Annotated in this window: 29 protein-coding genes; 20 read left to right on the top strand and 9 right to left on the bottom strand. The window is 62.8% G+C overall.

Translation table 11 applies throughout. The features are described from left to right. Positions 1–9 precede the first annotated feature (9 nt). The 3 genes from KF691_02825 (at position 10) to KF691_02815 (ending at position 1,139) form a co-directional block, all read left to right on the top strand. On the top strand, positions 10–258 hold the full coding sequence (locus tag KF691_02825) for a hypothetical protein (protein ID MBX3388372.1): 249 nt from the start codon (positions 10–12) through the stop codon (positions 256–258). Beyond that, on the top strand, positions 255–428 hold the full coding sequence (locus KF691_02820; protein ID MBX3388371.1) for a hypothetical protein: 174 nt from the start codon (positions 255–257) through the stop codon (positions 426–428). The genes KF691_02825 and KF691_02820 overlap by 4 nt, the downstream gene beginning before the upstream one ends. Positions 429–608: 180 nt before the next feature. Next, on the top strand, positions 609–1,139 hold the full coding sequence (locus KF691_02815) for a hypothetical protein (GenBank protein MBX3388370.1): 531 nt from the start codon (positions 609–611) through the stop codon (positions 1,137–1,139). A gap of 3 nt (positions 1,140–1,142) precedes the next feature. Here KF691_02815 and KF691_02810 read toward each other — a convergent pair whose 3' ends face one another. From KF691_02810 to KF691_02795, 4 genes are all read right to left on the bottom strand, one after another. Continuing rightward, positions 1,143–3,062 carry an ABC-F family ATP-binding cassette domain-containing protein gene (locus KF691_02810; GenBank protein MBX3388369.1) on the bottom strand — a complete coding sequence of 640 codons (1,920 nt, stop codon included), beginning with the start codon at positions 3,060–3,062 and terminating at the stop codon, positions 1,143–1,145. Between the two features lie 5 nt (positions 3,063–3,067). Then, positions 3,068–4,393: a beta-ketoacyl-[acyl-carrier-protein] synthase family protein gene (locus tag KF691_02805; GenBank protein MBX3388368.1), complete on the bottom strand. Its 1,326-nt coding sequence runs from the start codon at positions 4,391–4,393 to the stop codon at positions 3,068–3,070. Positions 4,394–4,502: 109 nt separating this feature from the next. Continuing rightward, on the bottom strand, positions 4,503–5,123 hold the full coding sequence (locus KF691_02800; GenBank protein MBX3388367.1) for a GxxExxY protein: 621 nt from the start codon (positions 5,121–5,123) through the stop codon (positions 4,503–4,505). 66 nt (positions 5,124–5,189) lie between these two features. After that, positions 5,190–6,554, bottom strand: coding sequence for a hypothetical protein (locus KF691_02795; protein ID MBX3388366.1), 1,365 nt, complete (start codon positions 6,552–6,554; stop codon positions 5,190–5,192). Between the two features lie 151 nt (positions 6,555–6,705). On the opposite strand from KF691_02795, the gene KF691_02790 reads away from it, so the two are divergent. The 15 genes from KF691_02790 to KF691_02720 all read left to right on the top strand — a co-directional run bounded on the left by KF691_02790 (position 6,706) and on the right by KF691_02720 (position 18,776). Beyond that, positions 6,706–7,263, top strand: a complete 558-nt coding sequence (locus KF691_02790; protein ID MBX3388365.1) for a hypothetical protein — start codon at positions 6,706–6,708, stop codon at positions 7,261–7,263. A 23-nt stretch (positions 7,264–7,286) separates the two neighbouring features. After that, entirely contained in the window at positions 7,287–7,685 is a 399-nt protein-coding gene (gene rnpA / locus KF691_02785; protein ID MBX3388364.1) for a ribonuclease P protein component, read from the top strand. Further along, positions 7,682–7,957, top strand: coding sequence for a membrane protein insertion efficiency factor YidD (gene yidD / locus KF691_02780; protein MBX3388363.1), 276 nt, complete (start codon positions 7,682–7,684; stop codon positions 7,955–7,957). Before rnpA ends, yidD begins: the two co-directional genes overlap by 4 nt. A 109-nt stretch (positions 7,958–8,066) precedes the next feature. Beyond that, entirely contained in the window at positions 8,067–8,675 is a 609-nt protein-coding gene (locus tag KF691_02775) for a TetR/AcrR family transcriptional regulator (protein MBX3388362.1), read from the top strand. 129 nt (positions 8,676–8,804) lie between these two features. Further along, on the top strand, positions 8,805–9,974 hold the full coding sequence (locus tag KF691_02770; protein MBX3388361.1) for a cysteine desulfurase: 1,170 nt from the start codon (positions 8,805–8,807) through the stop codon (positions 9,972–9,974). Positions 9,975–10,084: 110 nt separating this feature from the next. Then, entirely contained in the window at positions 10,085–10,945 is an 861-nt protein-coding gene (locus KF691_02765; protein ID MBX3388360.1) for a hypothetical protein, read from the top strand. 18 nt (positions 10,946–10,963) lie between these two features. Beyond that, positions 10,964–11,935 (top strand): ATP-binding cassette domain-containing protein, encoded by a 972-nt coding sequence (locus tag KF691_02760; protein ID MBX3388359.1) that lies wholly within the window; start codon positions 10,964–10,966, stop codon positions 11,933–11,935. Between the two features lie 45 nt (positions 11,936–11,980). Further along, positions 11,981–13,252 (top strand): MCE family protein, encoded by a 1,272-nt coding sequence (locus KF691_02755; protein MBX3388358.1) that lies wholly within the window; start codon positions 11,981–11,983, stop codon positions 13,250–13,252. Between the two features lie 43 nt (positions 13,253–13,295). Continuing rightward, the gene (locus KF691_02750; GenBank protein ID MBX3388357.1) at positions 13,296–14,009 is read left to right on the top strand and encodes an HYExAFE family protein; all 714 of its coding nucleotides are present in this window, start codon (positions 13,296–13,298) and stop codon (positions 14,007–14,009) included. A gap of 59 nt (positions 14,010–14,068) precedes the next feature. After that, complete coding sequence (locus KF691_02745) at positions 14,069–14,320, top strand: hypothetical protein (GenBank protein ID MBX3388356.1); 252 nt, start codon at positions 14,069–14,071, stop codon at positions 14,318–14,320. A gap of 51 nt (positions 14,321–14,371) precedes the next feature. Next, positions 14,372–14,674, top strand: coding sequence for a hypothetical protein (locus KF691_02740; GenBank protein ID MBX3388355.1), 303 nt, complete (start codon positions 14,372–14,374; stop codon positions 14,672–14,674). After that, positions 14,674–15,045 carry a hypothetical protein gene (locus KF691_02735; protein MBX3388354.1) on the top strand — a complete coding sequence of 124 codons (372 nt, stop codon included), beginning with the start codon at positions 14,674–14,676 and terminating at the stop codon, positions 15,043–15,045. Before KF691_02740 ends, KF691_02735 begins: the two co-directional genes overlap by 1 nt. A 38-nt stretch (positions 15,046–15,083) precedes the next feature. After that, the gene (locus tag KF691_02730) at positions 15,084–16,550 is read left to right on the top strand and encodes a hypothetical protein (protein ID MBX3388353.1); all 1,467 of its coding nucleotides are present in this window, start codon (positions 15,084–15,086) and stop codon (positions 16,548–16,550) included. Between the two features lie 66 nt (positions 16,551–16,616). Further along, positions 16,617–18,239 carry a hypothetical protein gene (locus KF691_02725; GenBank protein ID MBX3388352.1) on the top strand — a complete coding sequence of 541 codons (1,623 nt, stop codon included), beginning with the start codon at positions 16,617–16,619 and terminating at the stop codon, positions 18,237–18,239. Between the two features lie 96 nt (positions 18,240–18,335). Beyond that, complete coding sequence (locus KF691_02720; GenBank protein MBX3388351.1) at positions 18,336–18,776, top strand: hypothetical protein; 441 nt, start codon at positions 18,336–18,338, stop codon at positions 18,774–18,776. Between the two features lie 292 nt (positions 18,777–19,068). Here the strand turns inward: KF691_02720 and hisS are convergent, their stop codons facing one another. From hisS to trpC, 3 genes are all read right to left on the bottom strand, one after another. Further along, the gene (gene hisS, locus KF691_02715; protein ID MBX3388350.1) at positions 19,069–20,433 is read right to left on the bottom strand and encodes a histidine--tRNA ligase; all 1,365 of its coding nucleotides are present in this window, start codon (positions 20,431–20,433) and stop codon (positions 19,069–19,071) included. A gap of 93 nt (positions 20,434–20,526) precedes the next feature. Continuing rightward, complete coding sequence (locus tag KF691_02710; protein MBX3388349.1) at positions 20,527–21,915, bottom strand: redoxin family protein; 1,389 nt, start codon at positions 21,913–21,915, stop codon at positions 20,527–20,529. A 73-nt stretch (positions 21,916–21,988) separates the two neighbouring features. Beyond that, positions 21,989–22,834 carry an indole-3-glycerol phosphate synthase TrpC gene (gene trpC / locus KF691_02705; GenBank protein MBX3388348.1) on the bottom strand — a complete coding sequence of 282 codons (846 nt, stop codon included), beginning with the start codon at positions 22,832–22,834 and terminating at the stop codon, positions 21,989–21,991. Here trpC and KF691_02700 point away from each other — a divergent pair. Next, positions 22,800–23,945, top strand: coding sequence for a CPBP family intramembrane metalloprotease (locus tag KF691_02700; GenBank protein MBX3388347.1), 1,146 nt, complete (start codon positions 22,800–22,802; stop codon positions 23,943–23,945). The genes trpC and KF691_02700 overlap by 35 nt on opposite strands. A gap of 99 nt (positions 23,946–24,044) precedes the next feature. Then, the gene (gene trpS, locus KF691_02695; protein MBX3388346.1) at positions 24,045–25,130 is read left to right on the top strand and encodes a tryptophan--tRNA ligase; all 1,086 of its coding nucleotides are present in this window, start codon (positions 24,045–24,047) and stop codon (positions 25,128–25,130) included. On the opposite strand, the gene tcmP is transcribed toward trpS, so the two are convergent. After that, positions 25,127–25,954 (bottom strand): three-Cys-motif partner protein TcmP, encoded by an 828-nt coding sequence (tcmP, locus tag KF691_02690; GenBank protein ID MBX3388345.1) that lies wholly within the window; start codon positions 25,952–25,954, stop codon positions 25,127–25,129. The two genes, trpS and tcmP, sit on opposite strands and share 4 nt — an antisense overlap. Further along, positions 25,924–26,715: a phage Gp37/Gp68 family protein gene (locus tag KF691_02685; GenBank protein ID MBX3388344.1), complete on the bottom strand. Its 792-nt coding sequence runs from the start codon at positions 26,713–26,715 to the stop codon at positions 25,924–25,926. Before KF691_02685 ends, tcmP begins: the two co-directional genes overlap by 31 nt. Positions 26,716–26,745 lie beyond the last annotated feature (30 nt).

Below are 26,745 nucleotides of genomic sequence, written 5' to 3'. Positions count from 1 at the left end.
GTATCGTGTATGAAGAAGTGCAACGGCTTTGCTCTGCGTGATGTTGTCTTTGCGACCGCGGCGGTGGCGCTGCTGGGCGCGATCGCGGTCCCCGCGCTTTCTCAGGTGCGGATGGACTCCGGGCGCCAAGTCTGCATCGGGAACTACCGGTACATCTCGGCGGTGAGCGGAAGCTACATCAACGATCATGCGGGACGGATGTGGGCACTCGAATGGAAGGGGGGATACCCAATCCAGAGCAGCCCGGCTCGTATTTGAAGACCGACTCTGACGCTCAGTCGTACCAAGCTGTCCTCATCTACCGGCGACTGGCCAACCTGACGCCCGTAGAGGCTCCCATTCCGCAAAACTGGATACCGCAGATTCTGAACGCGCACGCCGCGTTGCTCGACTACCTCAATGTTCCGCTCAAGAGCGGCACCGTGTGAGTTCCTGCGAGTTTTCTTGTTTGCCCGGAAGATTGGACACGCCAGCAATATCTCAACGGCATTTACAGTCCGCTTCCAGCCAACGGCGGCGACGGTTCCCCCACATTCTGGCGATGGATTTTTTCTAGTTCGTATCGCTGGGATGTGTATCAATGGAGTCCCAGCCGAACGTACAGAGCAATGAATCTCAACGGGCAGATGCAATGGGCGCCTGTTCCCTCGCAGACACCCGACAACGCCGATCTCTGGAGCGTTGATGGTGACTTGACCATCCGCGACTCGTTTGGCCCGAAGCTCGCAACGGACGTGAAGTTTCCTGCGAACAAGGTCTTCCTGTCCGATGACTACGCGAGACACAACGGGCAGACCCGCTACTACGCCGATCCGACCGCAGGTCAGGATCTGCTTTTTCACGACGGCTCGGTGCGTTACTACCGAACCGATTCGACCAATCCCGGCTGGTTCGCCAAGTCGCGGACGACGCGGAACGGCATGACGACGCGGTTTGCACACACCAAGCAGGCGGATGTGTTCGGCGCGCTCGGCAACGGCGCCAAGAGCGCGACGTACGCCGCGGGCTGGTACCGCTGGACGCGGGGCGGGCTCTTCGGATGGGACGTGCCACGTCGGGCGGACATGGTGGGCAAGCTGCCGAGCCTGGCAGTTGTTGAAAACGAGGTGAATACGAGCCCGGCGACGGGAACGTGGTAGGCGCTACTGGCGTGAGTCCAGTTCCTGCCAGCGTTCGAAAAGCGTCGTCACCTTCGCTTGCGCCGCCGCGAACGCGCGCGAGACATCTTCGAATTTCTTGTAGTCGGCGATGACGGCCGGGTCGTTCATCTGCTTTTCGAGGTCGGCCGCGAGTTGTTCGGTGCGCTGGATTTCGGGTTCGATCTCCGCAAGCTCGCGCTGTTCTTTGTAGCTGAGTTTTTTCTTTGAGGGCACGGCCGGAGCGGAAGTTGCGGCTGCTTCAACAGTGGCGTTCTGAGTCGCCGCGGCCCGTGCTTCGGCTTTGATTGCCGTTCTTTCCGCGGCGTGCGCCCGCTCCCACTGCGAATACTCGGTGAAGTGGCGGGCGTTGCCCTTCCCGTCGAGCGCGACGATGTGCGTCGAGAGGCGCGCGAGCATGGCGCGATCGTGCGTCACGAGCACGACTGCGCCCGGGAAATCTTCGAGGCTTTCTTCGAGCACTTCCAGGGAAGGAATATCGAGGTCGTTGGTCGGTTCGTCGAGCACGAGCACGTCGGCCGGTTCGAGCATCAGGCGCGCGATGTGGATGCGTGCCTGTTCTCCGCCCGAAAGTGCACGAACGGGCTGTTTGAGTTGCTGCGTCGTGAAGAGGAACTTGCGCGCCCAGGTGTTGATGTGGAGCGAGGCGCCGCGATAGATCACCGCGTCGGCGTGCGGGCTGAGCGCCTCGGCGAGCGTGATGCCGAGGTCGATCTCGGTTCGATGCTGCGAAAAGATGACCGTCCGCAACTTGTCGGCGCGCTTGATCGTCCCGGGCGCGGGGAGGCCGGGAGGCAGATTTACGGCATCCGCGTCGGCCCTGATCGCTTCGGGCGTCGGCGGATCGGGCTCGAGTTCGCCCGTGAGAACTCTGATGAGCGTGGATTTCCCCGAGCCGTTGGGGCCGAGCAGGCCGAGCACGTTCTCTGGCGACAGAATCAGATCGAGATCGGTGAAGAGGCGCTTGCCCCCCAGCGATTTCGTGATCGCGCGGGCGACGACCAGTTTCTGCGTCATCCGCCCGGTCGATTCCCAGTCGATCGCGGTTGCGCGCGGGGCGGCGTTGCGGGCGCGCAGATCGGCGAGTTCATCCATCCGCTGGTACGACGCGTCGATGCGGCTTTTGGACTTGGTTCTTCGGGCCTGCGCGCCGCGCCCAAGCCAGCGCAGGTCTTCACGCACCTGATTCGCGAGCGCCTGTTCCTGTCTCGCCTGTCCGTCGAGAAACTCCTGCTTGCGCCGGAGAAACTCGCTGTAGTTCCCATTGATCGTGAAGAGGCCTTGCGGATATTGACGCGACAATTCGGCGATCCGCGTCGCGATGGTTTCGAGAAACTCGCGGTCGTGCGTGACGACGATACTGGCGAACGACCCGCTTCGCAAGACGCCCTCGAGCCACTCGATCCCCTCGACATCGAGGTGGTTGGTCGGTTCATCGAGGAGGAGAATATCGGGCTCTTTCGCGATCTCGCGCGAGATCGCGAGGCGCTTGCGCTGCCCGCCGGAGAGCGAAGAGACTGGCTGCGAGAGATCGATGAAACCGGCGCGATCGAGAACGAGGTCTGCCGCGAGATCGGCTTCGTGGTCATCGTGCAGGTGCGCGAGTGTTCCGGCGGCCATGTCCGCCTTGAGCGCATCGGCGACGGCGGAGTGGACCGTCGCGCCTTCGCTGAAATTATCCCGCTGCGGCACATACGCGGCACGCACTCCCTTGCGGACCGTGACCGCGCCTTCATCCGCGATGTTGTCGCCCGCGAGAATCCGCAGCAGCGTGGACTTACCGGAACCGTTGGGCCCGATCAGGGCGAGCCGCTCGCGCTCGTGCACCGAAAGGCCGATGCCCTCGAAGAGCGTCTTGGCTCCGAAGGTCTTGGCGAGATTCTGTGCGGTGAGAAGAACGGCCATGACGATCAGTCGCGGAACTTCCGCACCGCCACCGTGTCGTTCTGCCCGCCGAAGCCGAACGAATTGCTCAGGCACAGATCGACGCCGCCCTGATCGTTCAGGTCGCGTGCCGCGTTGGGCACGTAATCGAGATCGCACGCGGGATCGGGCGTTTTGAGATTCATCGTCGGGGGCACAATCCCGGTTTCGATCGCCTTGATGCAGGTGATGAGTTCGACCGCGCCCGCGGCCTGGATGAGATGCCCCAGCATGCTCTTGACGCTGCTGAACGGGATCTTCGGCGCGAGCGGGCCGAAGAGGGTTTTCACCGCCGCGGTCTCGATCTTGTCGTTTTCTTTCGTGCCGGTGCCGTGCGCCGAGATGTAGTGCACCGGTGGCCGGCCGTCGGCGCCGGTTTCGCGGGGCGAAACGCCCGCCTGCTTGAGCGCCTGCGCCATCGCGCCCGTCGCGCCGCGTCCGTCGGGCTGGATATCGGTGATCCGAAAAGCGTCCGCCGTGCTGCCGTAACCGGCGAGTTCGGCGATGATCTTCGCGCCGCGCTTCCTGGCGTGTTCAAGCGATTCGAGGATGATCATCCCCGCGCCCTCGCCCATCACGAAACCGTCGCGCGTCTGATCGAACGGGCGAGCGGCGCTCTGGGGGTTGTCGCGGCGCTGGCTCATCGCAGTGAGGCGGATGAAGCCCGTCATCCCGAGCAGGTGGATCATTGAGTGGCTGCCGCCCGCGAACATCACGTCGGCGTCGCCGTGCCGGATGATCTCGAACGCTTCGCCGATCGCCTGCGTGCTCGCGGCACACGCGGTCATGCAGTTGAACGCCGGGCCCCGGCAGCCGAATTCTGCCGCGACGTGGCTCATCGCCAGGTTCGGCTCCTGCTCCGTCTCGCGCACGGCCGTCATCGACGAGAGAGCGCGCTTGGCCCAATCGCCGCCGTCGACCGTTCGCGCATCGACCCTCCACCCCGCGAGATTGGACGCAAGAAAATTGTCGTAGTCGAGCTGGCCCTCACCCGAACCGAGATAGATGCCGAAGCGCCGGCGGTTGACGCCCGCGCCCGCAAGGCCCGATTGCTTCCACGCCTGCGACGCGGCGCCGAGCGCGTAGTGCGTGCCGATGCTCGCCATCTCGTGCGGCGCAACGTCTTCGACGAACCGCGCGAGCTCGAAGTCCTTCACTTCCGAAGCGAAGTTGGTCGCGCAGGTGCTCGCATCAAAGTGCGAAACGCGGCCGATGCCGCTGTCGCCTTTGAGCAGGCGCGACCAGACCGAATCCACATCGCTTCCCAGCGGCGTGACCCAACCCATCCCGGTGATGACAACACGCTTGCTCATAACGGAAGGCACTTGGCATTGGGCACTCGGCACTAGGAAAGCCAAAGCACCGAACTTTCTCGCGAAACCTCTGATCCACTAGTGCCTAGTCCCTAGTGCCCAGTGCCTTCTAAGCCTTTTCATCGAAGTCGTACATCTGCGAATCATCGCCGTGACCGCCTTCGCCGCCCTCGTACGTGCCCGGCGCGATCCCCTTCGCGGCGTTGATCTTGTCCACATTGAGCACGCGCACGAGCCCGTCTTTCAGCAACCGGCCCGCGAAGTTGATGATCAGCCCGAGTTCGAGATCCGCCGCCTTGAGTTGCGCTCGGAGCACCGACCGCTCGGCGCCCGACACTTCGCCGTAGCGCGCCATCACATCGACGATGAATCGATCTTCGATGAACAGATCGCAGATCGAGTGGCCGACCACCTGGTCCTTGTACTTCACAGCGATCGAGTGATTGTGTTTGAAGTTCACGCCCTGCGCCCGCATCTCCTGCTGCAGCGCGGTCATGTACGTCGATTCGTCGTAGCCGCCGCCGAGCGCGATGTGCACGTCGCGGGCGCAGCCGATCACCTTGTGGCTGATCGAAGTCAGGGTCGGATCGAGTTCCGAGAGCGGGATGCCGCGGCGTTGCCCGCCGTCGCGCCCGCCACCATGTCCGGAATGTCCTCCGCCATGTCCGCTTCGGCCGCGACCGCCGTAGCCGCGCGATTCACCCCGTCCGTCGTTTCTGTAGTCGCTCATGGTTGCGCTCCGTAGTCCCGGCGATCGCCGCACACACAGTGTAGGAACCGGCGTTCCCGTCGAAAGTTAAGACTGTCGCAGCACCGCCGCGGCATTCTGGCCGCCCAGCGCAGTGGTCACCACAAGCACGTTGCGCAAACCCGCGCTGCGCTCGCCGGTCGCGCCCGCTTGCAGGCCGCGCGCGGGCGAGCCGGAGTTGATGCGGGCCGGGAGTTTCTGATGCTTGAGGGCGAGCGCGCCTGCGGCGAGCTGGATGCCGCCGTGCCCGGCAACGGTCTGGCCGACGGAAGGCGTGACGGTGATCAACGGAATCTCGTCGAGGCGATCGCCGAAGACCGCGCGAAGCCCGATCGCTTCTTCTTCATCCTGCTCGCGTACTCCGGATGCGGTCGGAACGATCGCGTCGATCTCGCCGGCGCCCAATCTCGCATCGGAGAGCGCCGCTTCGATCGCGAACTTCACTCCGTCGCCGGGTCGATCTTCGGCGCTTGCGCGCTGCTTCGACTGGATCGCCTCGTACGCGGGCGGCGGCGAGTGTGCAGCGCCGAAGCCCGCGACCTCGGCGTAGATGTTCGCGCCGCGCGCGAGCGCCTTCTCTCGCTCTTCGAGAACAAGGAGTCCGCCTCCCTCGCCCAGAATTGTGCCGCTCGCCTTTGGATCGAACGGACGCACCAGAGTTTCGGGCGCATCCGAATCCGCGCACGGCGCGAGCCGGTTGAGCAGGCTCCAGCGCAGCGTGCCCATCAGATTCACCTTGCTCTCGCATCCGCCCGCGAAGCAGACATCCGCGGCGTCGCGCTGGATCACGCGCACACCCTCACCGACGCAGAGCAAAGCGCTCGCCTCGGCACAGGTGATCGTGTTGCTCGGACCTTCGCAGCCATGGATGATCGTGACGTGGCACGCGAGCATGTTGGGGAGGTACTTGAGCATCCAGAGCGGCTGGAGGTTGTTCATCCCGCCGCCGCCCCCGTCTGCCGCGCCCCACTTGCGATAGTCGAATTCGCCCTTTTCGTCCGTCGACGTCGCGAGCGCGGAGGTCAGTTCATCGGTCTCGGCGTTGATGAGACCGGCGCCGATCTGACAACCCATCCGCTCACTCGGGTAAGTGGATGAGCCGGGAGCCCCGTCGAGCGAGCCGCGGGTGGTCAATCCGGCGTCTTCGACGGCAAGCTTTGCCGCGGCAACCGCGATCTCGCTGTCGCGGGCCATCACCTTGACGGCCTTGCGGTAGCTCTTTGGAACAAAGTCTTTCGCCGAAAACTCGGCGGGCAGTTGCCCGGCCAATTTGGTCTGAAACCCGGACGGGTCGAAGAGGGTCGGCTTGGCGATTCCCGTGCGGCCGGAACAGAGCCCCTTCCAAAGGGCGTCTTGCCCGACCCCCAGAGGACTCACGACACCGATTCCAGTGATGACAACCCGGCGCGACATGAACGGTCAGATGGTAGAAGCCGCCGGAGGGATACCGCGTCCAACCGGACAATCGCCGGACGGATATCCGAAACCGGGAATCCCTTCGGGCATTCGATGGAATGGGCGGTCCGACGCCGCCGGAGACAAACGAGCTGGTTATTTTCGCCCAATGCCCGCGCTATCCGATACCGTTCGGGTGATTATGGCGGCAGAAGCCCCAATTCAGTCCGAGCCTTCCAGGGCTCCGGCGCTGCTTGACCCCGGCTGGCTCTTTGTCATTGCCGGGCTCACGCTGCTGCTCGCCAGCGCGCTCATTCCGGCGGCGGAGCAGGTTCGCGAGGCCCGCTGGCAGCGCGACCGGGCGCTCCTCGTGGAAAAACACCGCCAGGAACGGATGCAGCGCTATCAGGAATTCGCTTCGGCGCTTGAAAACGGTGAGAAGCCGCTGGTGCTTGCGCTCGCCGCGAGCCAGCTCAACCAGATTCCGCTCGACCGCGTGCCGATCGGCGTCGGTTCGACGAGCGGGGGCTACACCGATATCAAGGCGGGGAGCGCCAGTGTCTTCCCGAATCTCGAGCCCGACCCCATCGAACTGCCCGAGTTTCAGAAGTTTGACACCACCCTCAGCCGGATGGTGACCGACGAAAAAGCCCGCCCGTGGGTGCTTCTCGTTGGCGCCGTGCTCATCCTGGTCGGGCTTTTGCCTGCCAGTCGCCGGCGCACATAAGCCTTTCGCCACTAAAATCCCGCATGGCAGCCGGCGCGGCGAAACTTCTCTTTCGGCCCAAGCACCGGCTGACGCATCGCCGCCAGTTCGAGGCCGTGCACGCCGCTCGGATGAAGACTCCGAGCGGACCGCTTGTCGTGCATTCGCGACGGAATGGCTTGCCCCACCCGCGCTTGGGCATGTCGATCGGACGGGCCTTTGGGGGCGCCGTGGAGCGCAATCGACTGAAGCGCTGCCTGCGCGAGGCGTTTCGCCTCATGCAGCATGACGTGCCAAGTTCTGAAGAATTCGGGAGTTACGATCTGCTCGTGACGGCCCGGCGCCACGAAGACTCAGGGCTCGCGAAGTATTCCACTTGGCTTTCTGATGCGATCTCACGCCTCGATCGCGAGTGGCGCAAACGAGAGGCACGATCGGGATGAACCCGCCGGCAAGCGACATTCCGCTGGTTTCGAGGCTCGCGGCGGTTCCGTTGCTGGTGCTCATTCGTCTGTACCAATGGACTCTTTCTCCGTTTCTTGGCGGGCAGTGCCGCTATTGGCCGACCTGCTCGCACTATGGCGTCGAAGCTCTCAAGACGCACGGGGGATTCAAAGGTGGTTGGCTCACGTTGAAACGGCTGCTGCGCTGCCACCCGTTTGCGAAGGGGGGATACGACCCGGTGCCGCCACCCGAGAATTCCCTTCCGTTGTGATCCCTTACTAACCTATTGATTGCCGCTGGCCGATAAGCGGCAATCGCGAGGCGGGGCACCACCCGCCCGATCACCCCGTCGCGGAGCAGCAGGAGGGACGTCTGCGAGCATGAGCCGGTTGCCTGCCCAACAGCGTCGGTCGCAACTTCTGGATCACGCCGCGGTTCTGTTTGCGAAGGTCGGATATGCGCGAACAACGACGGCCGAACTCGCCAAGGCGGCCGGCGTCACCGAGCCGATCATCTACCGCCACTTCGATTCCAAGCGCGATCTCTTCATCGCGCTGATCGATCGTTCGAGTGAACGGACCATCGCGACGTGGGAAAAACACCTCGCGGGCGCGAAGGACCCGGCGGAGCGCCTGCTCCGATTGCTCGGCGACAACCCGATGGTGAGCCGGAGCGGGCGCGACGACTATCGTGTGCTTCTCCAGGCGATCACCGAAGTGGATGACGAGGGGATCGAGGCGGCGATCAAGCGCCACATGGACAACCTGCACGAGTTCATCGCGAAGGAAATCAAGCGGGCGCAGGACGAGCACAAAGTCACCGGCCGATTCAGCGCCGAGGTCATCGCGTGGCTGCTCATCCACATCGGGATGGGCTATGGCGTCGTTGCCGCGATGGGCTATGGCGATCACGGCGCCGATTCGCACGGCGTGCACCCGCAGGATGTCGTCGCGAGGATTCTGGTGGGCAGGGCGGCCGAAAAAGGGTGAGATTGCGAACAATTCGGGTCGGGCGGCGAACCGGGCGAGCGGCCGCGGCGCTGCACTCTGGTTCCCGTTTTGGCTCTTTCTATTCTCTTTGTCTCTCATCTCTTCTTGCCTCTTCTTGCCTCTTCTTTCGTGATTTACCTCGACAACAACGCCACCACCCGTCCGTGCGAGGCCGCGATTCAGGCCGCGGACTTCGCCATGCGCGAGGCATGGCAGAATCCGTCGAGCGTGCACCGAGCCGGGCAGAACGCGCGGGCCCGCATCGAAATGGCGCGCAAGTCGATTGCCGATCTCGTTGGTTGCAAGCCGCGCGAGCTGACGTTTGTCTCGAGCGGAACCGAATCGATCCAACTGGCGATCCGGGGCGTGGTGCAGGCGCAGCCGAGGCACGACGATCCGCCGCTGGTGGTTTCGACACGGGTGGAGCACTCTGCGGTTCGCGAACTGCTGACCGAGATGGAGGCGCGGGGAGAGGCGCGGGTGCGCTGGCTCGAAGTGGATGAGAACGGTGTTGTGAAACTGGATTCGGTGGCGGAATCGCTCGCATCGCGCCCCGCGCTCGTGAGCGTGCAGTGGGTGAACAACGAGACTGGCGTCATCCAGCCGGTCGCGCAGACCGCGGCGCTGTGCAACAGCGCGAACGTGCTCTTTCACTGCGACGGCGTGCAGTGGGTCGGAAAAGAGACCACTCGCATCGGCGCCGGCGGGCTCAACTGCGCCCTGCTCAGTCTTTCGGCGCACAAGTTTCACGGATTGAAGGGTGTTGGATGTCTCTACGTGCGGCCGGGCGTGCGCCTGCGCCCGCAGAATCCCGGTAGCCAGGAATTGGGCAGGCGCGGGGGCACCGAGAACGTCCCGGGGATTCTCGCCGCCGGCGCTGCGGCGGAGGAGGCGCGAACGTGGCTTGCCGAAGACTCATCGCGCGCTGCGCTCGATGAACTCCGGAATGAATTTGAAGAACGTGTGCTCGCCGGCTGCCCGGGCGCCCGGGTGAACGGTGCGGGCGCGGCCCGCATCTGGAATACGACCAGCATCGGGTTTCCCAAGCTCGAGGCCGAAGCGGTGCTGCTCGCGCTCTCGGAGAGCGGCGTCTGCGCGAGCGCGGGCGCCGCGTGCGCCTCGGGTTCGCTCGATCCTTCACCGGTGCTCCTTGCGATGGGAGTACCGGCGCCGATCGCGCATGGAACCGTGCGCTTCAGCCTGTCTCGCGAGTCGAAGCCCGACGAAATCACGCGTGCCGCGGAGATCGTCGTGCGCTGCGTCGGTTCGCTGCGCGCCTCGACCGGGACGGCGGTGTGAAAGACGGGCGGCTGGGTCTTGAATCATGGGCCATGTGTCCAAAGTCGTGCGGGCCTTGACCCGGGACACAAGACCAGAGGACACCGGACCACAAGCCATACTGTTCCTGCATGACGAGTTTCAACGCGCCCGTCGAGCGGGATATCAACTGGGGACCGGAGCGCACGAGCATTCTCGCGATTATCGCGCTCGTCTTTGCGCTGCCCTGCTTCATTCCTCTTTTCGGCATCATCGCCTCGCTGCTGGCGGTGTTCGCCCTGGTGGGGATCGCCAGCAGCAAAGGCCGGGTCGGCGGGACCGGGCTCGCGATCGCCGCGCTTGTGCTGGGTCTTTTCAGCACCGCCCTCTGGACCGCGCTCGGATACGGAGCGTGGCAGGCCGTCAACTTTTTCGACAAGCAGATCGTCGGCTCAACGGCGGTCCTGATGAACGAGATCAAGGACGGCGAATGGGACAAGGCCAAGGGCCGCTTCGTGCCCGTCGCAGCCCAAAAACTGACGCCGGAAATGTTCGAGCAGTTCCGGACCGATTACCGCGAAAAACTCGGCGAGTTTCAGGGCGGACCCAAGGGATTGGGTGAAATGTGGGACCTCTATAAGCGAATCGGCCCGCTCATGAAGAGCCTCAAGAATCCGCCCAACAACATCATCCCGCTGCCTCTGTACTTTGCCAAAGGACCGGCGCTGCTGATGATGGAAATCGATCCCTCGAACAAATCGAAGCCGACCAAGGGCGGCAACGGGAAAGACGTGCTCAGCGTCTTGCCGGTCCGAAACCTGAGCATCCTCGGCGAAAACGACGTCGTGATCACATTGATCGATCCTGAGATTCTCCCGAGCAATACCGTCATCGAGCTCAAGGGAGACAACATCCGCATCAAGACCTCGACCGATTCCCAGAGTGAAACTCCCGAACCGGCGATCCCACCCGGCGCGGAAGCCGCACCCCCCGCGCCCAAGAAGCCGTCGTAACCTGTATCCTCTCGTGCCGTGGCGGAAAGTCCTTCCAGCAAACCTCCGTTGATCTCCTGTCAGCAGGTCGCCAAGATCTTCGACGGACGCGCCGTCCTCGAATCGATCGATCTCGACGTCTACCCCGGCGAGACGATGATCATCATGGGCGGCTCGGGATCGGGAAAATCCACGCTCCTCCGCGTGATCATCGGGAGCTTCCCGGCCGATCGCGGCCGGGTCGTGCTCTTCGGGCAGGACATGGGCCCACTGGTCGGCACGGATGAGGGCGGCGGCGACGAGGACAAACTGGCCGATGTGCGCAAGCGCTTCGGCATCCTGTTCCAATCCGGCGCGCTCTTCAACTCGATGACGATCGCCGAGAACGTGGCTCTCCCGATGAAAGAGCACACGGATATCTCGCAGGAAATCATCGACATCCAGGTCAAGATCAAGCTTGAGCTCGTCGGCCTGCGTGAGCACGCGAACAAGTATCCCTCGCAGATTTCGGGCGGCATGAAGAAGCGCGCCGGCCTGGCGCGGGCGCTCGCGCTCGACCCCGAGATTCTGTTCTACGACGAACCTTCCGCCGGGCTCGACCCCGTCACCAGCGCGCAGATCGACCGGCTGATCATGGATCTCTCCAAGCAACTTGGAGTCACCAGCGTGGTGGTCACGCACGAGATGGACTCTGCCTTCACGATCGCCGATCGGATGGCGATGCTCGACCGCGGACGGATGCTCAAGGTCGAAACGCGGGAGTGGTACGACAACCTGCGAAAACTGCCGGAGTCCGAAGCGAAGGCTCTTCCCCAGACCGAGCGGCTGATCCGGCAATTCCTGCGGGGCGACGCCGAGGGACCGATCACAGAGCGGAGGTCGGAAGCGGCGTTCGAGGCCGATCTGCTCGGCGTTTCCATCGACCAGATCCTGCCTACGCCGAGCGTCGAGCCGACGCGATCGGGCGGATCGGGTTCCGGCACATCCATGTTCCGACGCTCGAAGGGTTGATCTCAACCCTGAATCGTCGTTCCATTTCGGCTACTCTCAGGAAGCATGTCTTTGCGGAGCCCCTCGAAATACTCGATCCTCGCCGGCTTGTTCCTCGTCGGGAGCGTGGCGCTTGCCATCGCCGTTGCCTTCTCGCTGACGAATATCCTCGATCGCTTTATCCCGAGCAAGAAGTTCACGGTCCGGTTCAAGATGAGCGAGGGCGCGCCGGGTCTCAAGCCCGACAGCCAGGTCACGCTGGGCGGGCAGAAGATCGGAACAGTCACAAGCGTCGGATTCGATGATGACGCGACGCATGTTCTGGTCGGGATCCGCGTTGCCGCGGCACACCCGATCCACCCCAACGCGATCATCGGCCTTGAGCGCCCGCTTCTGGGCAGCCAGAGCTGGATCAACATCTCGTCGGTCGGTACGGGCGAGAAGATGCTGGAATCGGGCGCGATCATCGACGGCCGTCCGGCCGGCGGGTTCCTCGCGCAATTCGGCCTGACGCAGGACGACGTGCGCAAGATCTTTGATTCCGCCCAGGACACCATCACATCGGTCAACGAGCTTGTGAAGGCCAACCGTCCGAAGATCGACGGGATCGTCGATGACGTCAGCGTCATTACCAAGTCGACGCGCGAGCGCTGGCCGAAGTGGACAGAGGACTTTGATGTCACCATCACCAACGTGACCGACTTCAGCAAGCATCTCAGTCCGATGGCGGACAACTTCAACGCCAAGGTGGAGTCGTTCGGCAAGCTGCTCGGCAACGTCAACGACGTCATCGACGAGAACCGCCCCAACATCAAGCAGATCACAACCGATGCGAGCGCGATCGCCTCGTCTTTGCGGAACGACACCATTCCGTCGGTCGACAACATCGCCAAGAGCGTCGAGAACTGGTGCGTGACGGAGCTGCCGGAGCTCCGCCGCTCGGTCGCGAATCTGCGACTCATGACCGAACAGGCGAAACGCGCCGTCGTCGAGATCCGCGCGCAGCCGTGGCGGCTCTTCTTCCAGCCCAGCAAGAAAGAACTCGAGACCGACGTGCTCTTCTGGGCCGCAAACGCCTACGCCGACGCCGTCAGCGATCTGCGCGCCGCCTCGGAAGGAATGCAGCAGACGCTGGCGCTCGCGAAGACCGCGCCGGTCGGCACGGGCCCGTCTGCCGCGCTGCTCGAAGCGCAGTACAAGCTGCTTCAGGATTCGATGCAGGTCTACAAAAAGGCGGAGCAGGATCTTCTCGACGTTCTGATTCTTCGGGCCGGGAACAAGCCGAGCGGCCCCTCGCAATCGGCGACGCCTCCGGGCAGTTCGAAGACCGCGAAGTAGGAAACGATCGCGCCGCGGCGATGGCGCGGGGAGCGGAATCGGGTTGACTCAGCGCCGGCACCATTACGAGGTCGCGTTCGAGGACTACCTCCGGAGTCACCGCATCCCGTACGTCGCGGTCGATGAGGCGAAGAAAGCGCTCTTGCCGGGCGGCGCGCGGCTCGCGCTCGCCGCGGCGGAATCGGGCGCTGCTCCGGCCGTGAAGTCATTCGACTTTGTGCTTTACGGTGAGTCGACCAATCTGCTGGTCGAAATCAAAGGAAGGCGGATCCCAATTCGAGCGGCTTCGGCGCCGAGGAGCCGGCGCGTCTCCGAAGGACTCCGTCTTCACCGCCCGCCTAGTCGCTCGTCGCTGCAGAATTGGGTCACGCGCGACGACGTGAACAGTCTGCTGACCTGGGAGCGTCTCTTCGGCTCGGGGTTTGAAGCGGTCTTCGTCTTTGTCTACTGGTGCGACGATCAGCCGCCGGATGCGCTCTTTCAAGAGGTATTTGAGAACCGGGGCAAGTGGTACGCCCTTCGGACCGTCGTCGTCGGCGAGTACGCGCGGGCCATGCGCACGCGAAGCGAAAAATGGCGGACGGTGCATGTGCCGTCCGGAACCTTCGAGCAAATCAGCCGCCCCTTCGCGGCACCCGGACACGGCGCGAGCGGTCAACCGGATGGACACACCGACGCCCCGCCTTACCGAGGCCCGGTCTTCGACGTCCCCGACGACGCGGTCCTTATCCCGCATCGGGCGGGCACCTTGCTTTGAACACCGAAGCGGTTCGGCCGGGCAGAACCGGAGCCGCGCCGGGGCGGTACAGTACGGGTATGAACCGCCCTCTCTCGGCTCTGAATCGTGCCTCAAGCTTCGCCGGCGGATTCGCGCTGGCCTTGGCTTCGAGCGCTGTCGCGCAGGTCTCGACCGCGGATCTATCCGAGCGGCCCCGCCCTCCGATCCCCAAGGCGGCGGAGCAATTGATGACCGGGCACGGTGTGCTGATGATCTTGATCGGGGTCATCCTGATCGGGCTCGTCGTCGGCACCTGCCTGATCCCTGCCAAGCGGGGACACCTCGACTGACGCGCAGATGTTTCTGAATGGGCCGCTGAAACGTTCGAAAGGCGTCATTCCATGGTTCGAATCCGACTGAAACAACTCATCGGGCTCAATCTGGTGCTCGCCGGGGCGCTCGCCTCGTTCTGGCTGCTTTCGCCCGCCGGGGCTCAGCCAACCAACCCCGCCATCGGGCGCGGCAGAGGCGAATACCTGATGATCGCCAGCGGGATTCCCGGCTCGAACGCCAACAACGTGCAGGTGCTCGATGTGTCGAATCAAGAATTGGTGACGTTCCGGTTTGATCAGGGCCGGCGCGCGTACATCGTCGCCGGGTACCGAAGCCTCGGCGCCGACCGCAACATGCAGGGAGGCCGGTGATGAGTGTCTCTCGTCAACGAACCGGACACCTGTTGCGCGCGGGGCTTTGCATCTCCGCCGGGTTTATGGCGTTCCTGATTATCACAAGGCTCGCCTCGGTTCTGGGCGGTTCTTCCGGCATGCGGGCTTTGCCGTTCGAATCGGTCGCGCAGGCGCAGCTCGCCGCGAGCCAGATGGTGGCGAGCGGCAACGGATACAGCATCCTCTCGACCGTGACCGGTGGCGAGGCGTATGTACTCGTCCATGACGCCCGCAACGAAGAGGTCGTGGTTTATCGGTCGGACTCGCAGGGTGCGTTGCAACTGTCGCAGCGGATCCACCTGCAGAACGCCTTTGTCGAGGGTCGGGCCCGATTCGGCCCGAATCCCTGAACCCGCGGCGGGTTCTGCCCGTCTTTCTGTGAGACTTCATGCCGATCGTTCCGCTCCCACAGTTCGAGGCAGACGCCCATCTCAAGGAGCAGTCCGATCGTGAGGCGTACGGCGCGCTCGCGCCGCCGAAGACCATCGTCGTGCGCTTCGGTGCGATGAAACTCGTCGGCGAATACCCGTACGACGGCTCGGCCAAGCCGGGCTGCGGCAGCAAGCTCGTCGTGCGTACCCACCGCGGCACGGAACTCGGCGAGATGCTCACGAGCACCTGCCCGAATTCGGGCTGCTCCAAGAGCGTGAGCCGCAAGGAGATGCTCGAGTACATCGACAACTCGGGCGGACGCGACTACCCGTTCTTCACCGACGGGCGTGTGCTCCGCGTCGCGACCGTCGATGACCTGAATCGCCAATCGCAGATCGAACAGAGCAAGCACGAGCTCAAGCTCCGCGCGCGTTCGAGCGCCGAGCGCGCCGGCTTTGGTCACATCAAAATCGTCGATGTCGAGCCGCTGCTCGGGGGCGAACGCGTGATCGTTCACTTCCTCAGCGAAGAACGCGTCGAGTTCCGCGATCTCGGCCCGACGCTCGCGCGCGAGTTCCGCGGGCGCGTCGATTTTCACCCCGTCGGCGCGCGCGACGAGGCCCGACTCACAGCCGACTACGAGAAATGCGGCCAGTACTGCTGCTGCAAGAACTTCCTCAAGGTGCTCAAGCCCGTGAGCATGAAAAGCGCCAAGGTGCAGAAGGCGACGCTCGACCCGCTGAAAATTTCGGGCCGATGCGGGCGACTGATGTGCTGCCTGCGCTACGAAGATCAGACCTACGAAGATCTCCGCAAGCGCCTGCCGCACAAGCGCACGCGCGTCGGCACGCCAGAGGGCGACGGTATCGTGATCGATGGGCAAATCCTTACGCAGCTCGTGCTGATCGAGCTCGATGCGCTCGATGAACTCGGAAGGCCGAAGCAGGTCGCGATCCCGGTTGAGAATCTCGCGCCGCCCAAGAGCGCTTCAGCGCCGCCGCGGCCGCCGCCGGGAGAGGTTCAGGCCCGAGGCGCCGGACCTCGTCGCCCCGATGCGCGTCAAGGTCCGGCGCGGGAAGGAACTCCCCACGCGGGCAAACCAGCGCGCCCGCCGACCGAAGGCCAACAAGCTCCGGGCACCAAACCTTCAGGACCAAGACCCTCAGCACCAAGACCCGCAGGACCAAGACCGCAGGGTGGCGGCCCGCCGCAGCGCGCACCTCAGCAGCCTCCCCGCCCCGCTTCTGACCAGCCACTGGACCTTGACGACATTCCGACCGACGACGGCACGATGGACGATGCCCCTCGTGAAGAGCGCCAGGAAGGCGGACCTCGCCGCGGCAGACGCCGGCGCAGACGGCGGGGTGGCGGATCGAGTGGACAGCAGGGTGGGCAGGCCGGCCCGGGTGGACAATCGGGGGGCCGCGGGCCTCAGGGTCCGAGCGCTCCGCGAAACGGGGGCGGAGGTCCTTCGGGCGCGTAATGAACGAATTGAGTTCGATGGTCCCGGCGAGGAAGCAGCGCCGGTGAACCGATAGCAAAGGTGATCATGACAGAAGCCAATGTTGCAAAGCCGGGCCAGCAACCGACCTCGGTGAAAGAAACAGTCATCTCGCTTCTGATCGCGTTCACGATCGCGCTCATCTTCCGCGGCATCGTGCTCGAGCCGTTCCAGATTCCCACCGGATCGATGGCCCCCACCCTGCTCGGCGCGCACGTGCGCATCCGCGACAAAGACAACGGCTACCAGTGGCCGATCAGCCCGTCCGACTTTGTGGACGGAAACATGGAGAACGCGCAGCCCCGTCAGCAGATCACGACGGCGCACGAGCCCAACACCGACCGGCTGCTCCCCCCGTTCACCAAAGACTCGAGCAGCGGCGACCGCATCTTCGTCATGAAGTACGACTACCCCTACGGCGATCCGGCCCGCTGGGATGTTGTCGTCTTCCGCAACCCGACCAACCCGCAGGTCTACTACATCAAGCGTCTCGTCGGTCTTGAAAACGAGGAGCTTTCGATTGTCGACGGCGATGTGTTCGTCCGCCCGTTCAGGCCGGACCGGAAGGAAACCCCGGCCGAGTGCTGGGAGAACTCCGAGTGGAAGATCGCGCGCAAGCCGCTCCGCGCCCAGAACGCGACCTGGCAGCTGATTTTCGACAGTACCTACGAGCCGCTGAATCCCGTGCGCGACGGCAAGCGCTGGTTTACTTCGCCGTGGGTGCCGGGCGGCGACAAGTGGACGGTCAACGACACGACCGTGTACAGGTACGACGGCGCCGGCCCCGGCAGCCTGACATGGGATACCAAGTTTCGCCCGATCACGGATCTCAATCACTACAACGACACGCCCCAGCTCAACGCTCGAAAGAACATGCCCGTGCAGCGCTACCCGGTTCCGGACCTGCGCGTGAGCTACGGCATCAAGCCCGCGAGCGCCAGCGCGAGCGCCGGCGCGACGATCAAAGTCAACTCACACGAATTCCGCGGGCGCGTTGAAGGAACAAAGGCGCTGGTCGAAATGCGCCCGATCGGTGATGCGAATGCGCCGTGGAAAGTGCTCGCAAGCAAAGAAGGCATCCGGCCACTCGGCCCGGATCGCGTGACCAACCTCGATTTCCGCCATGTCGATCAGGCGCTCCAGCTCTTCATCGATGGCGAACTCGTGTGCGAGGGTTTCTACGACTGGACACCTGCGCAGCGCGTCGAGTATTCCACCGGCAAACCGCTTGAGGCGATGCTCTCGCTCGCGGTGCGCCCCGTCCCGCTTTCGGAACCGTTTAACTACACGAAGCCGGAAGTCAAGATCGACGTCTCGGGTCCGGCGGAACTGCACCGCGTGCGGCTGGACCGCGATCTCTTTTACCAGCCGGCGCAGCACGTGATGCCCCAGTGGCGCGATACGCCCTGCCGCGGCAGCCACCCGACGACGCTCGCGATCCAACACGCCAACGAGTTTTTCATGATGGGCGACAACAGCCCGGCGAGCCTTGATGCGCGGCTCTGGGGCGAGCCCGATCCGTGGGTGGCGGAACTGATCGATGATCGCCCGGGCGTCGTGCCGCGGGATCTGATCGTGGGCAAAGCGTTCTGCGTCTTCTTCCCGGCACTTTCGCGCAAGTGGGGCTTGATCCCGATTCCGGACTTTGGAAATGTGCGCTGGATCTGGTGATGAGAGTTCACGGCAGAGACACAGAGCGCACGCTCCAGCTTAGTCTGCCCGACCATGCTATGGGAGAATATCGCCGAGATGTTCAGAAATGCAAGGATGACCACCACATACCGCAATAACCCCTACCGGTGGCCGCAGTATACCATCCCGGCGTTCCTTCATCGCATCGAAAGACGGGTTATTGCCATCTATGCGCTCGCATTGCTTTTAGTTCTTACTGGCGTCCTGGTGCTTTATGTCGGCAATATTAATTCGAATTGGAAATGGGCGTTTCCTGTTATACCAATTGCGTCGCTTGCACTGGTACACTATCTAAATAAGAAGAATTCAGTACAACTGAATTTGGTCCGTGCCCACAATGGCGTCGCTTGTACAAATTGTGCATATCCGTACTCTCTTGAACTAGCAACTAAGAGGTGTCCGGAATGTGGCGCATTCGAAGACCCCGAAATGGCACAGTTCCTTTGGTCGCAGTCGCTTAACTTGTATGACGATGTGTCGGCGATCAACACGCCACGACCTCCGATCGATCCGTGAAAACCTGCACGGTCGGGAACCGCGGCACGTCCGAGGCGGCCGAATGGAGGTCCGCAACGCGCTCTACATGGCACCTCTCACCGCGGCCCGCTGCAACCCGGTCATCCCTGAAGACTTCGAACGGATGATCGCCAACAACAAACCGCACAAGGTGGCGATGACCGCCGGCATGCCGCAAGCTCCCGACCATCGCCGACGCGCTCATACGGGATGTTCTGTGGGGTCAAAAATCCGCTCAAAATCTCACCCTCAATCTTGAAATCAAACACAGTCGCTGTGTGGTGAATGCCTTTCATAGCACTATGCCGAGCCGCGCGAACGCCTCGGCGACCAGCATCGGCTGTGACTGCTCGCCGGTGGTGAGGTCCTTGAGCGCGACGGTCTCTTTGGTTTCGATGATCATGGCGATCCGCGCGCCCTGGTCGTTCGCATCCTTTAGCAGCTTGCCGACGTTCCGCGTGGACTTCGATGACGCCCGCGCGTGGCGTCCCGCGGCACGCAGGCGCGCGAGCAGCGGCTTGACAAGAAGCTCCGCCTCCGGCGCCGGCCCGGGAATCACGAACACTTCCGGCGTCGCGCCGATTCGCCGGAGCAGGTCGACGTCTTTGGGCATGAGGCCCCGGTCCTCGAGCACGAGCCCGAGGACGACGTCGCCCATGCCGAAACCCACCGCCGGGGTCGGCGGACCATCAAAGAGTTCCACAAGATTGTCGTAGCGCCCGCCCCCCGCGATCGCTCGCTCGGCGCCCGTTGCCTCGTGCACTTCGAAGACCATGCCTGTGTAGTAGGCGAGTCCGCGTACGACGCTCAGGTCGAAGTCGATCCAATCGATGATCCCCGCCGCGACGAGTTCCTTCGCGAGCGGCATGACCGCATCGGAAAAATAAGTCAGGTCGAGCACATCGCGGACCGCGGGGTCGAGCGCCGGAGGCTGGAACGGATCGACGGCTTCCTTGCTCGGGTCGACCGCCGCCGGGACCGTGATGCGCACGAGCCCCTTCTGGAAGACTTCAGCCTGCTGCGGACTGAAACCGAAGTCTCCGATCTTCTGCGCGAATTCAGGCGCCGGCATTTTGCCCTTGGCATCGAGCAACTTGAAGAGTTCGGCCTGCGCCTCGGGCTGAACGCCCCGGCTGAGCAGCCACGCGCCGAGTGCCGCGCGGTGATTCACCTTGACGCGGACGTCTTTGCTCGTCAGCCCGAGCGAAGAGAGAAGCGAAACACAGGTCGCGATGATCTCGGCGTCCGCGGCAGGCGACGCATCGCCCAGGATGTCGGCGTTCCACTGGAGAAACTCGCGGAGCCTGCCGCGCTGCGGCTTCTCGGCACGAAAAAACGGCCCGGCGGTGAACCATCTTGTCGGCTTGGGAAGGCTGCCCGCGCGTGCCGCGTACAAGCGCGCCAAAGTCGGCGTGAACTCCGGACGCAGCGCGTAGTCCTTTTCGCCGCCCGCGCGCTGGAACGAGAACAGCTCGCTGACGATTCCCTCGCCGCTCTTCACGGTGTAGAGATCGAGATGCTCGAAGATCGGGCCATCGATCTCCTCGAAGCCGTGCCGAATCGACGCAAACCGCCAGGCTTCGGTGATGAAGCGACGGCGCGCCGCGTCGGCCGGGTAGAAATCGCGCGTTCCTTTGGGGGCCTGAAAGTCGGACATGGCGACAAGGGTAGAGAGGCGGGCGGCGCGTGCAAAAAGAAAAGCAGCCCCGCTCGGGGCTGCTCAAAGTGAACTCACGATCGCGCCGAAACCTTATTTGTCGGCTGGCTTGGTGTCGCCGGTCTGCGGCAACTCGTGCTTGGGCATATCGGCCGGGTGTTCCGCGGCATCTTTCTTCTCTGCCGCGTCCTTCAGCGCCGTCTCGATGCCGTCCGCGATTTCCTTCATCGTCGTCTCTTTCAGGTAGTTGGAGACGACACGCACGTTCGCGCCGTCGGCGCCGATGACCACCGCCGTCGGCACGCTCTGCACATCGAGCCGCTCGGCGAGCGAATCGCCCTCGAGCAGCACCGGAATGCCGATGTTCGACTCCTTCACGTAGCCGATGACTCCCTCGGCGTCCTTCTCACGCACCGATGCGATGAAGAACTTGACTCCCTTTTCCTTGTAGCTGTCGGCGAGCTGCTGGAGTTCCTCGTGGCTGCGCTTGGACGGGTTCGACCACGTTCCCCAGAACTGGATCACGGCGACGTTCCCCGCGAGCGAGGCCTTGCTCACCTTGGTGCCTTCGGGCGTCGAGAGTTCGAAGTCCGGCACGGCCAGCTTGTCGAGCTTGATCGGCTTGTTCACGACCGGCTCGCTCTTGTCAACCGCGTATCCCTCCGGCGGCACAATCCCGGCGCGATCCGGCGGGATGGTTTCGTTCACGCGGACGTTCGAAAGCTCCACCGATGTGCTCGCGTTGATCAGTTTGCTGTCGATGATGTTCTCGAGCTTGCGCGGGATCAGATCGCTCTTGGCGACCCAGACCTTCTTGCGGTTGCCGTTGCCCTCGAGCGAAGTTCCCGTCAGCACGACATCGCACGGAACCCCTGCGATTTCTTCAACTCCCTGGAGCTGCATCACCGGCTGCGCCAATTCCTCGCCCAGCGGACGATCGCCGGAAATCGCCGGAATGCGCAGGCCGTTGATCATCTGAAGGCCTTTGAATCCGCGCGCCTGCCCGAACGGGCGTGTGTACACGGTCTTTGCCTGGTTATCCACCCACGTGATCGACTGGCGATCCCACACGACATCGAACTCGCTCGGAGTTGAATCGCGAGCGACGGTGCCGCTGCCCGTCATGTGCATGATCCAGCCGCCGGTGTCCGACCGGGTCAGCGCCATGTGCGCCTTCACGTTCTTGGGGCTGCGCTCTCCACCCATCAGACCGATCTGCGGTGCGAACAGGTCGAATTCGAGCGTCTTCGCGGCGGCGATGGCATCTCGCGATTTTTCGAGCAGCTCTTTGGCTTCGGGCTGCTGAACATTGTTCTGGGCGACCTCCGACTGCTGCTGGTGCTGGGCCTGAGCACGCTGCGGATTCCGGGCTTGAACCGTCGACTCCTGCGCGGGCTGGTGTTCCTGGGCGAAGGCGGCGCCGGCAAGGGCAACGACGCACGCGGCACTGAGTCGGGTCAGGAAGAGATGCCTGCTGTTCATTTCTGAAAGTCTCCATGCCGCACGAAAACGCGGCGGCGGGTTGAATCGGGAATCGCCCCGAAGGGTAGTCAAATCAGAAGTTCGGGCCGGATTCGGGGTTGAGCATGTTCGAAAGGGCCTCTCCGGGGTCTGGCTGGCGCATGAGATGCTCCCCGACCAGAACGATCCGGATTCCCTGACTCCTGAAGCGCGCCAGGTCGGCCGAGGTTCGGATTCCCGACTCGCTGACCAGAATGCTCCGGTCCTCCACCAGATCGGCCAAACGGAGGGTGTGGTTCAGGTCCACCTCCATCGTGGCCAGATTGCGGTTATTGATTCCCAAAAGCCCATACCCCCGGTGCGGAAACCCCACATGTGGGCGTACCCGGAGCAGGTTTTCCATATCGTGCACCTCGAGAAGTACCGTCAATTGGAGCTGCTGAGCCAGAATCATCAGGTCCAGCATCTCGCCCTCGGCGAGGCACTCGGCGATGAGCAGAACCGCGTCCGCCCCGAAGGCCCGGGCCTCCCACAACTGATACGGATCGATGATGAAATCCTTCCGCAGGACCGGCAACGGAACCGCCGCCTTGATCCGCTGGATAAATGAAAGATCGCCCCCAAAGTACTCCCGATCGGTCAGGCACGAAATCGCGGCCGCCCCGGCGGCGTGATACTTTCTGGCGATGTCTTCCGGGCGAAAGGAATCGCCTTCAAACTCCCGCCGGATCAGCCCCGCGCTCGGGCTGCGCCTCTTCACTTCCGCGATGATCGCGGTATCGAACGGGTTGTTCTGCCGGTGCGTCACGGCGGCAAAGAAGTTGCGCGGACTTTCTTCCTGCGCGACCATCGCCTCCAACTCGGACAACGGCAGCGCTTCTTTGGCTTTCACGAGTTCGGCGCGCTTGTGCTCGACGATTTCGGTTAACACGCTGGGCAAGCAGAACTCCCGGTGGCCGGTCCTCATTCTCTTCTTCGGCCTGATTCTTGCAGGGCTTGGGGCAGGTGCGGCAGATGCTGAACCATTTGGTACCGCTGGTTTCCTAACCGGTGATGGAAGCGCCACCGCTCTAGCGAGCGGTTCCACCAAAGCCGATGAAACCACGCTCGGGGCGCAGCAGGTCCCGACGCCGAAGCCCCGCGCGCCCGAAGTCGGGAAGCCGAGCACCGATCCGCCCCGCGTGAGTTCGAAGCAGTGGGTCTGGTTGCAGATCGCGCTCGGCGCGGCCGTTGTCGGCTGTCTCTGGTTCGGAAATGTCATCAAGCCTTCATCGCTCGGTCAATCCGGAGGCAAGGGTGGCGGCAAGGGCGGAGATGGAGCAGGCGGTTCGGACCGGCCGTGGTGGGCTTTCCTCTTTGCCGCGGTCGTCATTTATCTTGCGATGGGGGTCGGCGCCGAAGCGATCAATTCACAGATCCGCCTCAACGCGAGTTGGCTCGGCGGAGTGACAGCGGGCAGCACCAAGGGCAACTCCATCGCGATGCTCGGCCAGGGATTCGCCGGCCTTATCGCCGGCTTCGCGATGCTCGCGCTCGCCAGCGGCGGGCTCAAGCGCCCGACCTGGAAAGACCTCGGCATCGGCTTGCTTGCCATCGTCGTGGCGCTCCCCGTCGTCAACGCAACCGGCCTCGTCGCGCTCGAGATCTATCGCGCGTTCAAAGAATCCAGCCCCCCCACGATCGGGCACAACACACTTCAGACGATTTCCGACAGCCGGAGCGATCCGTGGGCGTGGACACAGGCGGCCGCGGCAATTCTCATCACGCCGATCGTCGAGGAACTCATCTACCGCTATTTCCTGCAGTCCGCGCTGGTCCGTGCGTTCAAACGCGCCTGGCTCGGCGTGCTCGTGACTGCCGCGCTCTTTGCCGCGGCACACATCGGGGCTGTTCCATCCGAAACACTCTCGACCGTGCTCCCGGTGCTGTTCGTGCTCGGCCTTGCCCTCGGCATCGCGATGCAGCGCACCGGCAAGCTCTCGGTCCCGATCGTCATGCACGCGATGTTCAATGCGGTCAATGTCGCGATGACGATCTGGCTGAACAAGTGAGAACGCGCCGGAACGTTTGCATTCGATCTGCGCGATTCCTCTTGTGCGTGAAAACCAACTTGCCCGCAATCCGACTTGCCGATTCCTACGCTTGGGCCCATGACCTCAAGCCCGAGCAGCAATTCTTCCAAACCCCGCATCCTCACCGGCGATACCCCCACCGGCCGTCTGCACCTTGGCCACTGGGTCGGCAGCGTTGAACGCCGCGTCGCGCTCCAGGACAAGTACGACTGTTACTTCCTGCTCGCCAACATGCACGCGTTCACCACGCGTTTCGACAAGCCCGCCGACATCCGCCAGGACACCATCGAGATCGTCAAGGACTGGCTCGCGGCGGGCATCGACCCGAAGAAATCCACAATCGTTCTCCAGACCGAGATCCCCGCGATCGCGGAACTCACGTGGTTCTTCGCGATGCTGCTCAGCTTCAACGACGTGATGGGCAATCCGACGCTCATCCACGAACTCGAAACCAAGGGCCTGGGCGATTCGCACAGTTTCGGTTTCCCGATGTACACCGTCGGCCAGTGCGCGGACATTCTGGCGTTCCGCCCGGTGTACGTGCCTGTGGGCGAAGATCAGGCCCCGCACATCGAGATGTGCCGCAAGGCGGCACGCAAATTCGATCAGCTCTACTGCAACGTGCCCAACCGCACGGAAGACAAGGACTACGTGCAGGCCGGGGGCGTCTTCCCGATTCCCGAGGCGCTGATCGGGCGCGTGGGGCGGCTGCCGGGGGTTGGCGACGGCAAGCAGAAGATGAGCAAGAGCCTCGGCAACGCGATCTTCCTCTCCGATAACGAGAAGGAAGTTCAAAAGAAGATCAACAAGATCACGACCGGTCGCCAGAGCCCGACCGAGCCCGGCGATCCGGACAACATCCTCTTCAAATTCGTCGAAGCGTTCATCACAGACGAAGCCCGCGTCGCGGAACTCAAAGATCGCTACAAGCGGGGCGACAACATCGGCGATGGACACATCAAGCAAGAGCTTGCCGCGGCAATCAACACGCTCCTGACGCCGATGCGTGCACGCCGCGCGGAGTACGAAAAGCCCGGCGGCGATGATGTCGTCATCGACATCATCAAGGACGGCGTGAAACGCGCGAATGCCGTCGCGGAAGAGACGTTGTATCTGGCGAAGAAGGCGATGAAGCTGGATTTTGGCAAGCGCGTGCTGAGCTAGTCCTCCGGGAAAATAAAACTACGCTGCCCTTTCTCGTCGATTCCCGAGACTTTGTTCCAAATGGTGATCCCAATCTTGTGTTTTGTGGCGTACACGAGCGTGTAGATGTCGCGATCGTGGCTATTTCGAACCCTTTGGTAGGCGAAGTGCTTGTATCCGCATCGAGCGCGAAGTTGTTGCTCATACCGCTTCTTTAGCTTGTCCGCTGCTTGATCGGAGGGAGACTTCTCAAGCAAGTCTCGCCAGCCGCCTTCGCCCATGAACCTGTCCAAATTTGACTGGGGATTTGATTTGTAGTACGCCGCCCAATTCCTGAGTGCATCCATGTTGTCCGCGAATAGCAAAACTAGATCGCCGTTGAGATTGGCAATCACTTCAACGGTCGCGAAATCGAGATGAAGACCGAAAGGATCGGCGAATGTCAAACAAAGGGCGCCTTGTTGTGGCACCTGTGCCACCAAATCGTGGATGACGGCGTTCGCGTCTCCTGGAACTATCCGAGCAGGATTCGTCAACTGCGCTCGCCCCAGTCTTGTCTTCAGCGCCTTTAGGTTCGCGGCGTCGCGTTCGCAAACATGAATCCGAGTGAACGGTGTCAAAGTCGCTGCAGCCAACATTGGGCTTCCCAGAACAATTTCCGAAGTGTCGCGAATACGAGCGAATCCCGCGCCGGCAAACAAATCGATGTAGTGAAGCTCGGGCCATTTATTGCGCATCGCAACTGTAAAGGCGGAAATGTACCGGCTCAAGAAATGATACTTTCGCTTTGACCACGGCCCAACCTCTGGAAGGGCTAGGCCGTCATCAGCTGCGACGATGGGCATTCCTTTGATTCCTCGGGCATTTCATTCCAGAAACGACCGTCAAGCTCTCGCCCGGTCTCGTGCTTCCGTACGCCGCCCCATTGCTTAAAGAAAAACGCAACCTCGCTTGCGAGGCATCGATCGCGAATCTGCTCCACCCACCGCGGCTCCATCGACCTTGATCCTGGCCCGCTCTCTCCACCGACGATCACCCAGTGAATCCCCTTGAGTGGCAATTTCGGCATCGGCCCGATCAGTGGCTCGCACGACAGGAACCGAATCTGTGCTGGCACTAGCCGCAGTGTCTCGATGCGATGGGTGTACATCGCATTCTCGACGGACGTACCGAGCCAAATGTTCCTTGTCCATTGCACGCGTGGTGACAGCTTAAGAGCGCGCTCCGGCCGCTTCGTCAGCACCTGAAACTGATGTTGCGGGCATTCGTTCATCACCGCAAAGACATCCTCGATAAATGACTCAGGCACGTTTTCATGAAAGAGGTCGCTCATCGAATTCACAAAGATGCGTCGGCCCTTGCGCCACCTTCGCGGCAGATCGAGCGCGTCATAGTCGAGATTGATGCGGCCCGTGAATACCGGACGGCCGTTCTTTGCGCGCTTTGCAGTGCCCTTATATTTCGCGCAGCCACCCTCGCTGATTCGTTCAAGCCGCAGCGCCATCCGCGCGGCATAACAGTTCAAACAGCCCGGTGAAATTGGAGTGCAACCAGCAACCGGATTCCAGGTCGCTTCCGTCCACTCAATGCCGCTTCCTTGCGCCATGTGAACAGCCTAGTGAACAAAATACGAACT

The sequence above is a fragment of the Phycisphaeraceae bacterium genome (assembly GCA_019636555.1).
In the GTDB taxonomy this organism is placed as follows: Bacteria; Planctomycetota; Phycisphaerae; order Phycisphaerales; family UBA1924; genus JAFEBO01.
Note: the sequence above shows the minus strand (reverse complement) of the source record. Positions and strands in the feature narration are given on the sequence as shown.

Excerpts from the sequence above, each read along its gene's own strand:
- KF691_02710 (MBX3388349.1), bottom strand. The coding sequence starts at position 21,915 with ATGAACAGCAGGCATCTCTTCCTGACCCGACTCAGTGCCGCGTGCGTC.
- KF691_02720 (MBX3388351.1), top strand. The coding sequence starts at position 18,336 with ATGACCACCACATACCGCAATAACCCCTACCGGTGGCCGCAGTATACC.
- KF691_02825 (MBX3388372.1), top strand. The coding sequence starts at position 10 with ATGAAGAAGTGCAACGGCTTTGCTCTGCGTGATGTTGTCTTTGCGACC.
- rnpA (MBX3388364.1), top strand. The coding sequence starts at position 7,287 with ATGGCAGCCGGCGCGGCGAAACTTCTCTTTCGGCCCAAGCACCGGCTG.
- KF691_02805 (MBX3388368.1), bottom strand. The coding sequence starts at position 4,393 with ATGAGCAAGCGTGTTGTCATCACCGGGATGGGTTGGGTCACGCCGCTG.
- tcmP (MBX3388345.1), bottom strand. The coding sequence starts at position 25,954 with ATGCCCATCGTCGCAGCTGATGACGGCCTAGCCCTTCCAGAGGTTGGG.
- KF691_02800 (MBX3388367.1), bottom strand. The coding sequence starts at position 5,123 with ATGAGCGACTACAGAAACGACGGACGGGGTGAATCGCGCGGCTACGGC.
- KF691_02775 (MBX3388362.1), top strand. The coding sequence starts at position 8,067 with ATGAGCCGGTTGCCTGCCCAACAGCGTCGGTCGCAACTTCTGGATCAC.
- KF691_02735 (MBX3388354.1), top strand. The coding sequence starts at position 14,674 with ATGAGTGTCTCTCGTCAACGAACCGGACACCTGTTGCGCGCGGGGCTT.
- KF691_02795 (MBX3388366.1), bottom strand. The coding sequence starts at position 6,554 with ATGTCGCGCCGGGTTGTCATCACTGGAATCGGTGTCGTGAGTCCTCTG.
- KF691_02765 (MBX3388360.1), top strand. The coding sequence starts at position 10,085 with ATGACGAGTTTCAACGCGCCCGTCGAGCGGGATATCAACTGGGGACCG.
- KF691_02740 (MBX3388355.1), top strand. The coding sequence starts at position 14,372 with ATGGTTCGAATCCGACTGAAACAACTCATCGGGCTCAATCTGGTGCTC.
- KF691_02725 (MBX3388352.1), top strand. The coding sequence starts at position 16,617 with ATGACAGAAGCCAATGTTGCAAAGCCGGGCCAGCAACCGACCTCGGTG.
- trpS (MBX3388346.1), top strand. The coding sequence starts at position 24,045 with ATGACCTCAAGCCCGAGCAGCAATTCTTCCAAACCCCGCATCCTCACC.
- KF691_02815 (MBX3388370.1), top strand. The coding sequence starts at position 609 with ATGAATCTCAACGGGCAGATGCAATGGGCGCCTGTTCCCTCGCAGACA.
- yidD (MBX3388363.1), top strand. The coding sequence starts at position 7,682 with ATGAACCCGCCGGCAAGCGACATTCCGCTGGTTTCGAGGCTCGCGGCG.
- KF691_02745 (MBX3388356.1), top strand. The coding sequence starts at position 14,069 with ATGAACCGCCCTCTCTCGGCTCTGAATCGTGCCTCAAGCTTCGCCGGC.
- KF691_02810 (MBX3388369.1), bottom strand. The coding sequence starts at position 3,062 with ATGGCCGTTCTTCTCACCGCACAGAATCTCGCCAAGACCTTCGGAGCC.
- hisS (MBX3388350.1), bottom strand. The coding sequence starts at position 20,433 with ATGTCCGACTTTCAGGCCCCCAAAGGAACGCGCGATTTCTACCCGGCC.
- KF691_02685 (MBX3388344.1), bottom strand. The coding sequence starts at position 26,715 with ATGGCGCAAGGAAGCGGCATTGAGTGGACGGAAGCGACCTGGAATCCG.
- KF691_02755 (MBX3388358.1), top strand. The coding sequence starts at position 11,981 with ATGTCTTTGCGGAGCCCCTCGAAATACTCGATCCTCGCCGGCTTGTTC.
- KF691_02730 (MBX3388353.1), top strand. The coding sequence starts at position 15,084 with ATGCCGATCGTTCCGCTCCCACAGTTCGAGGCAGACGCCCATCTCAAG.
- KF691_02790 (MBX3388365.1), top strand. The coding sequence starts at position 6,706 with ATGCCCGCGCTATCCGATACCGTTCGGGTGATTATGGCGGCAGAAGCC.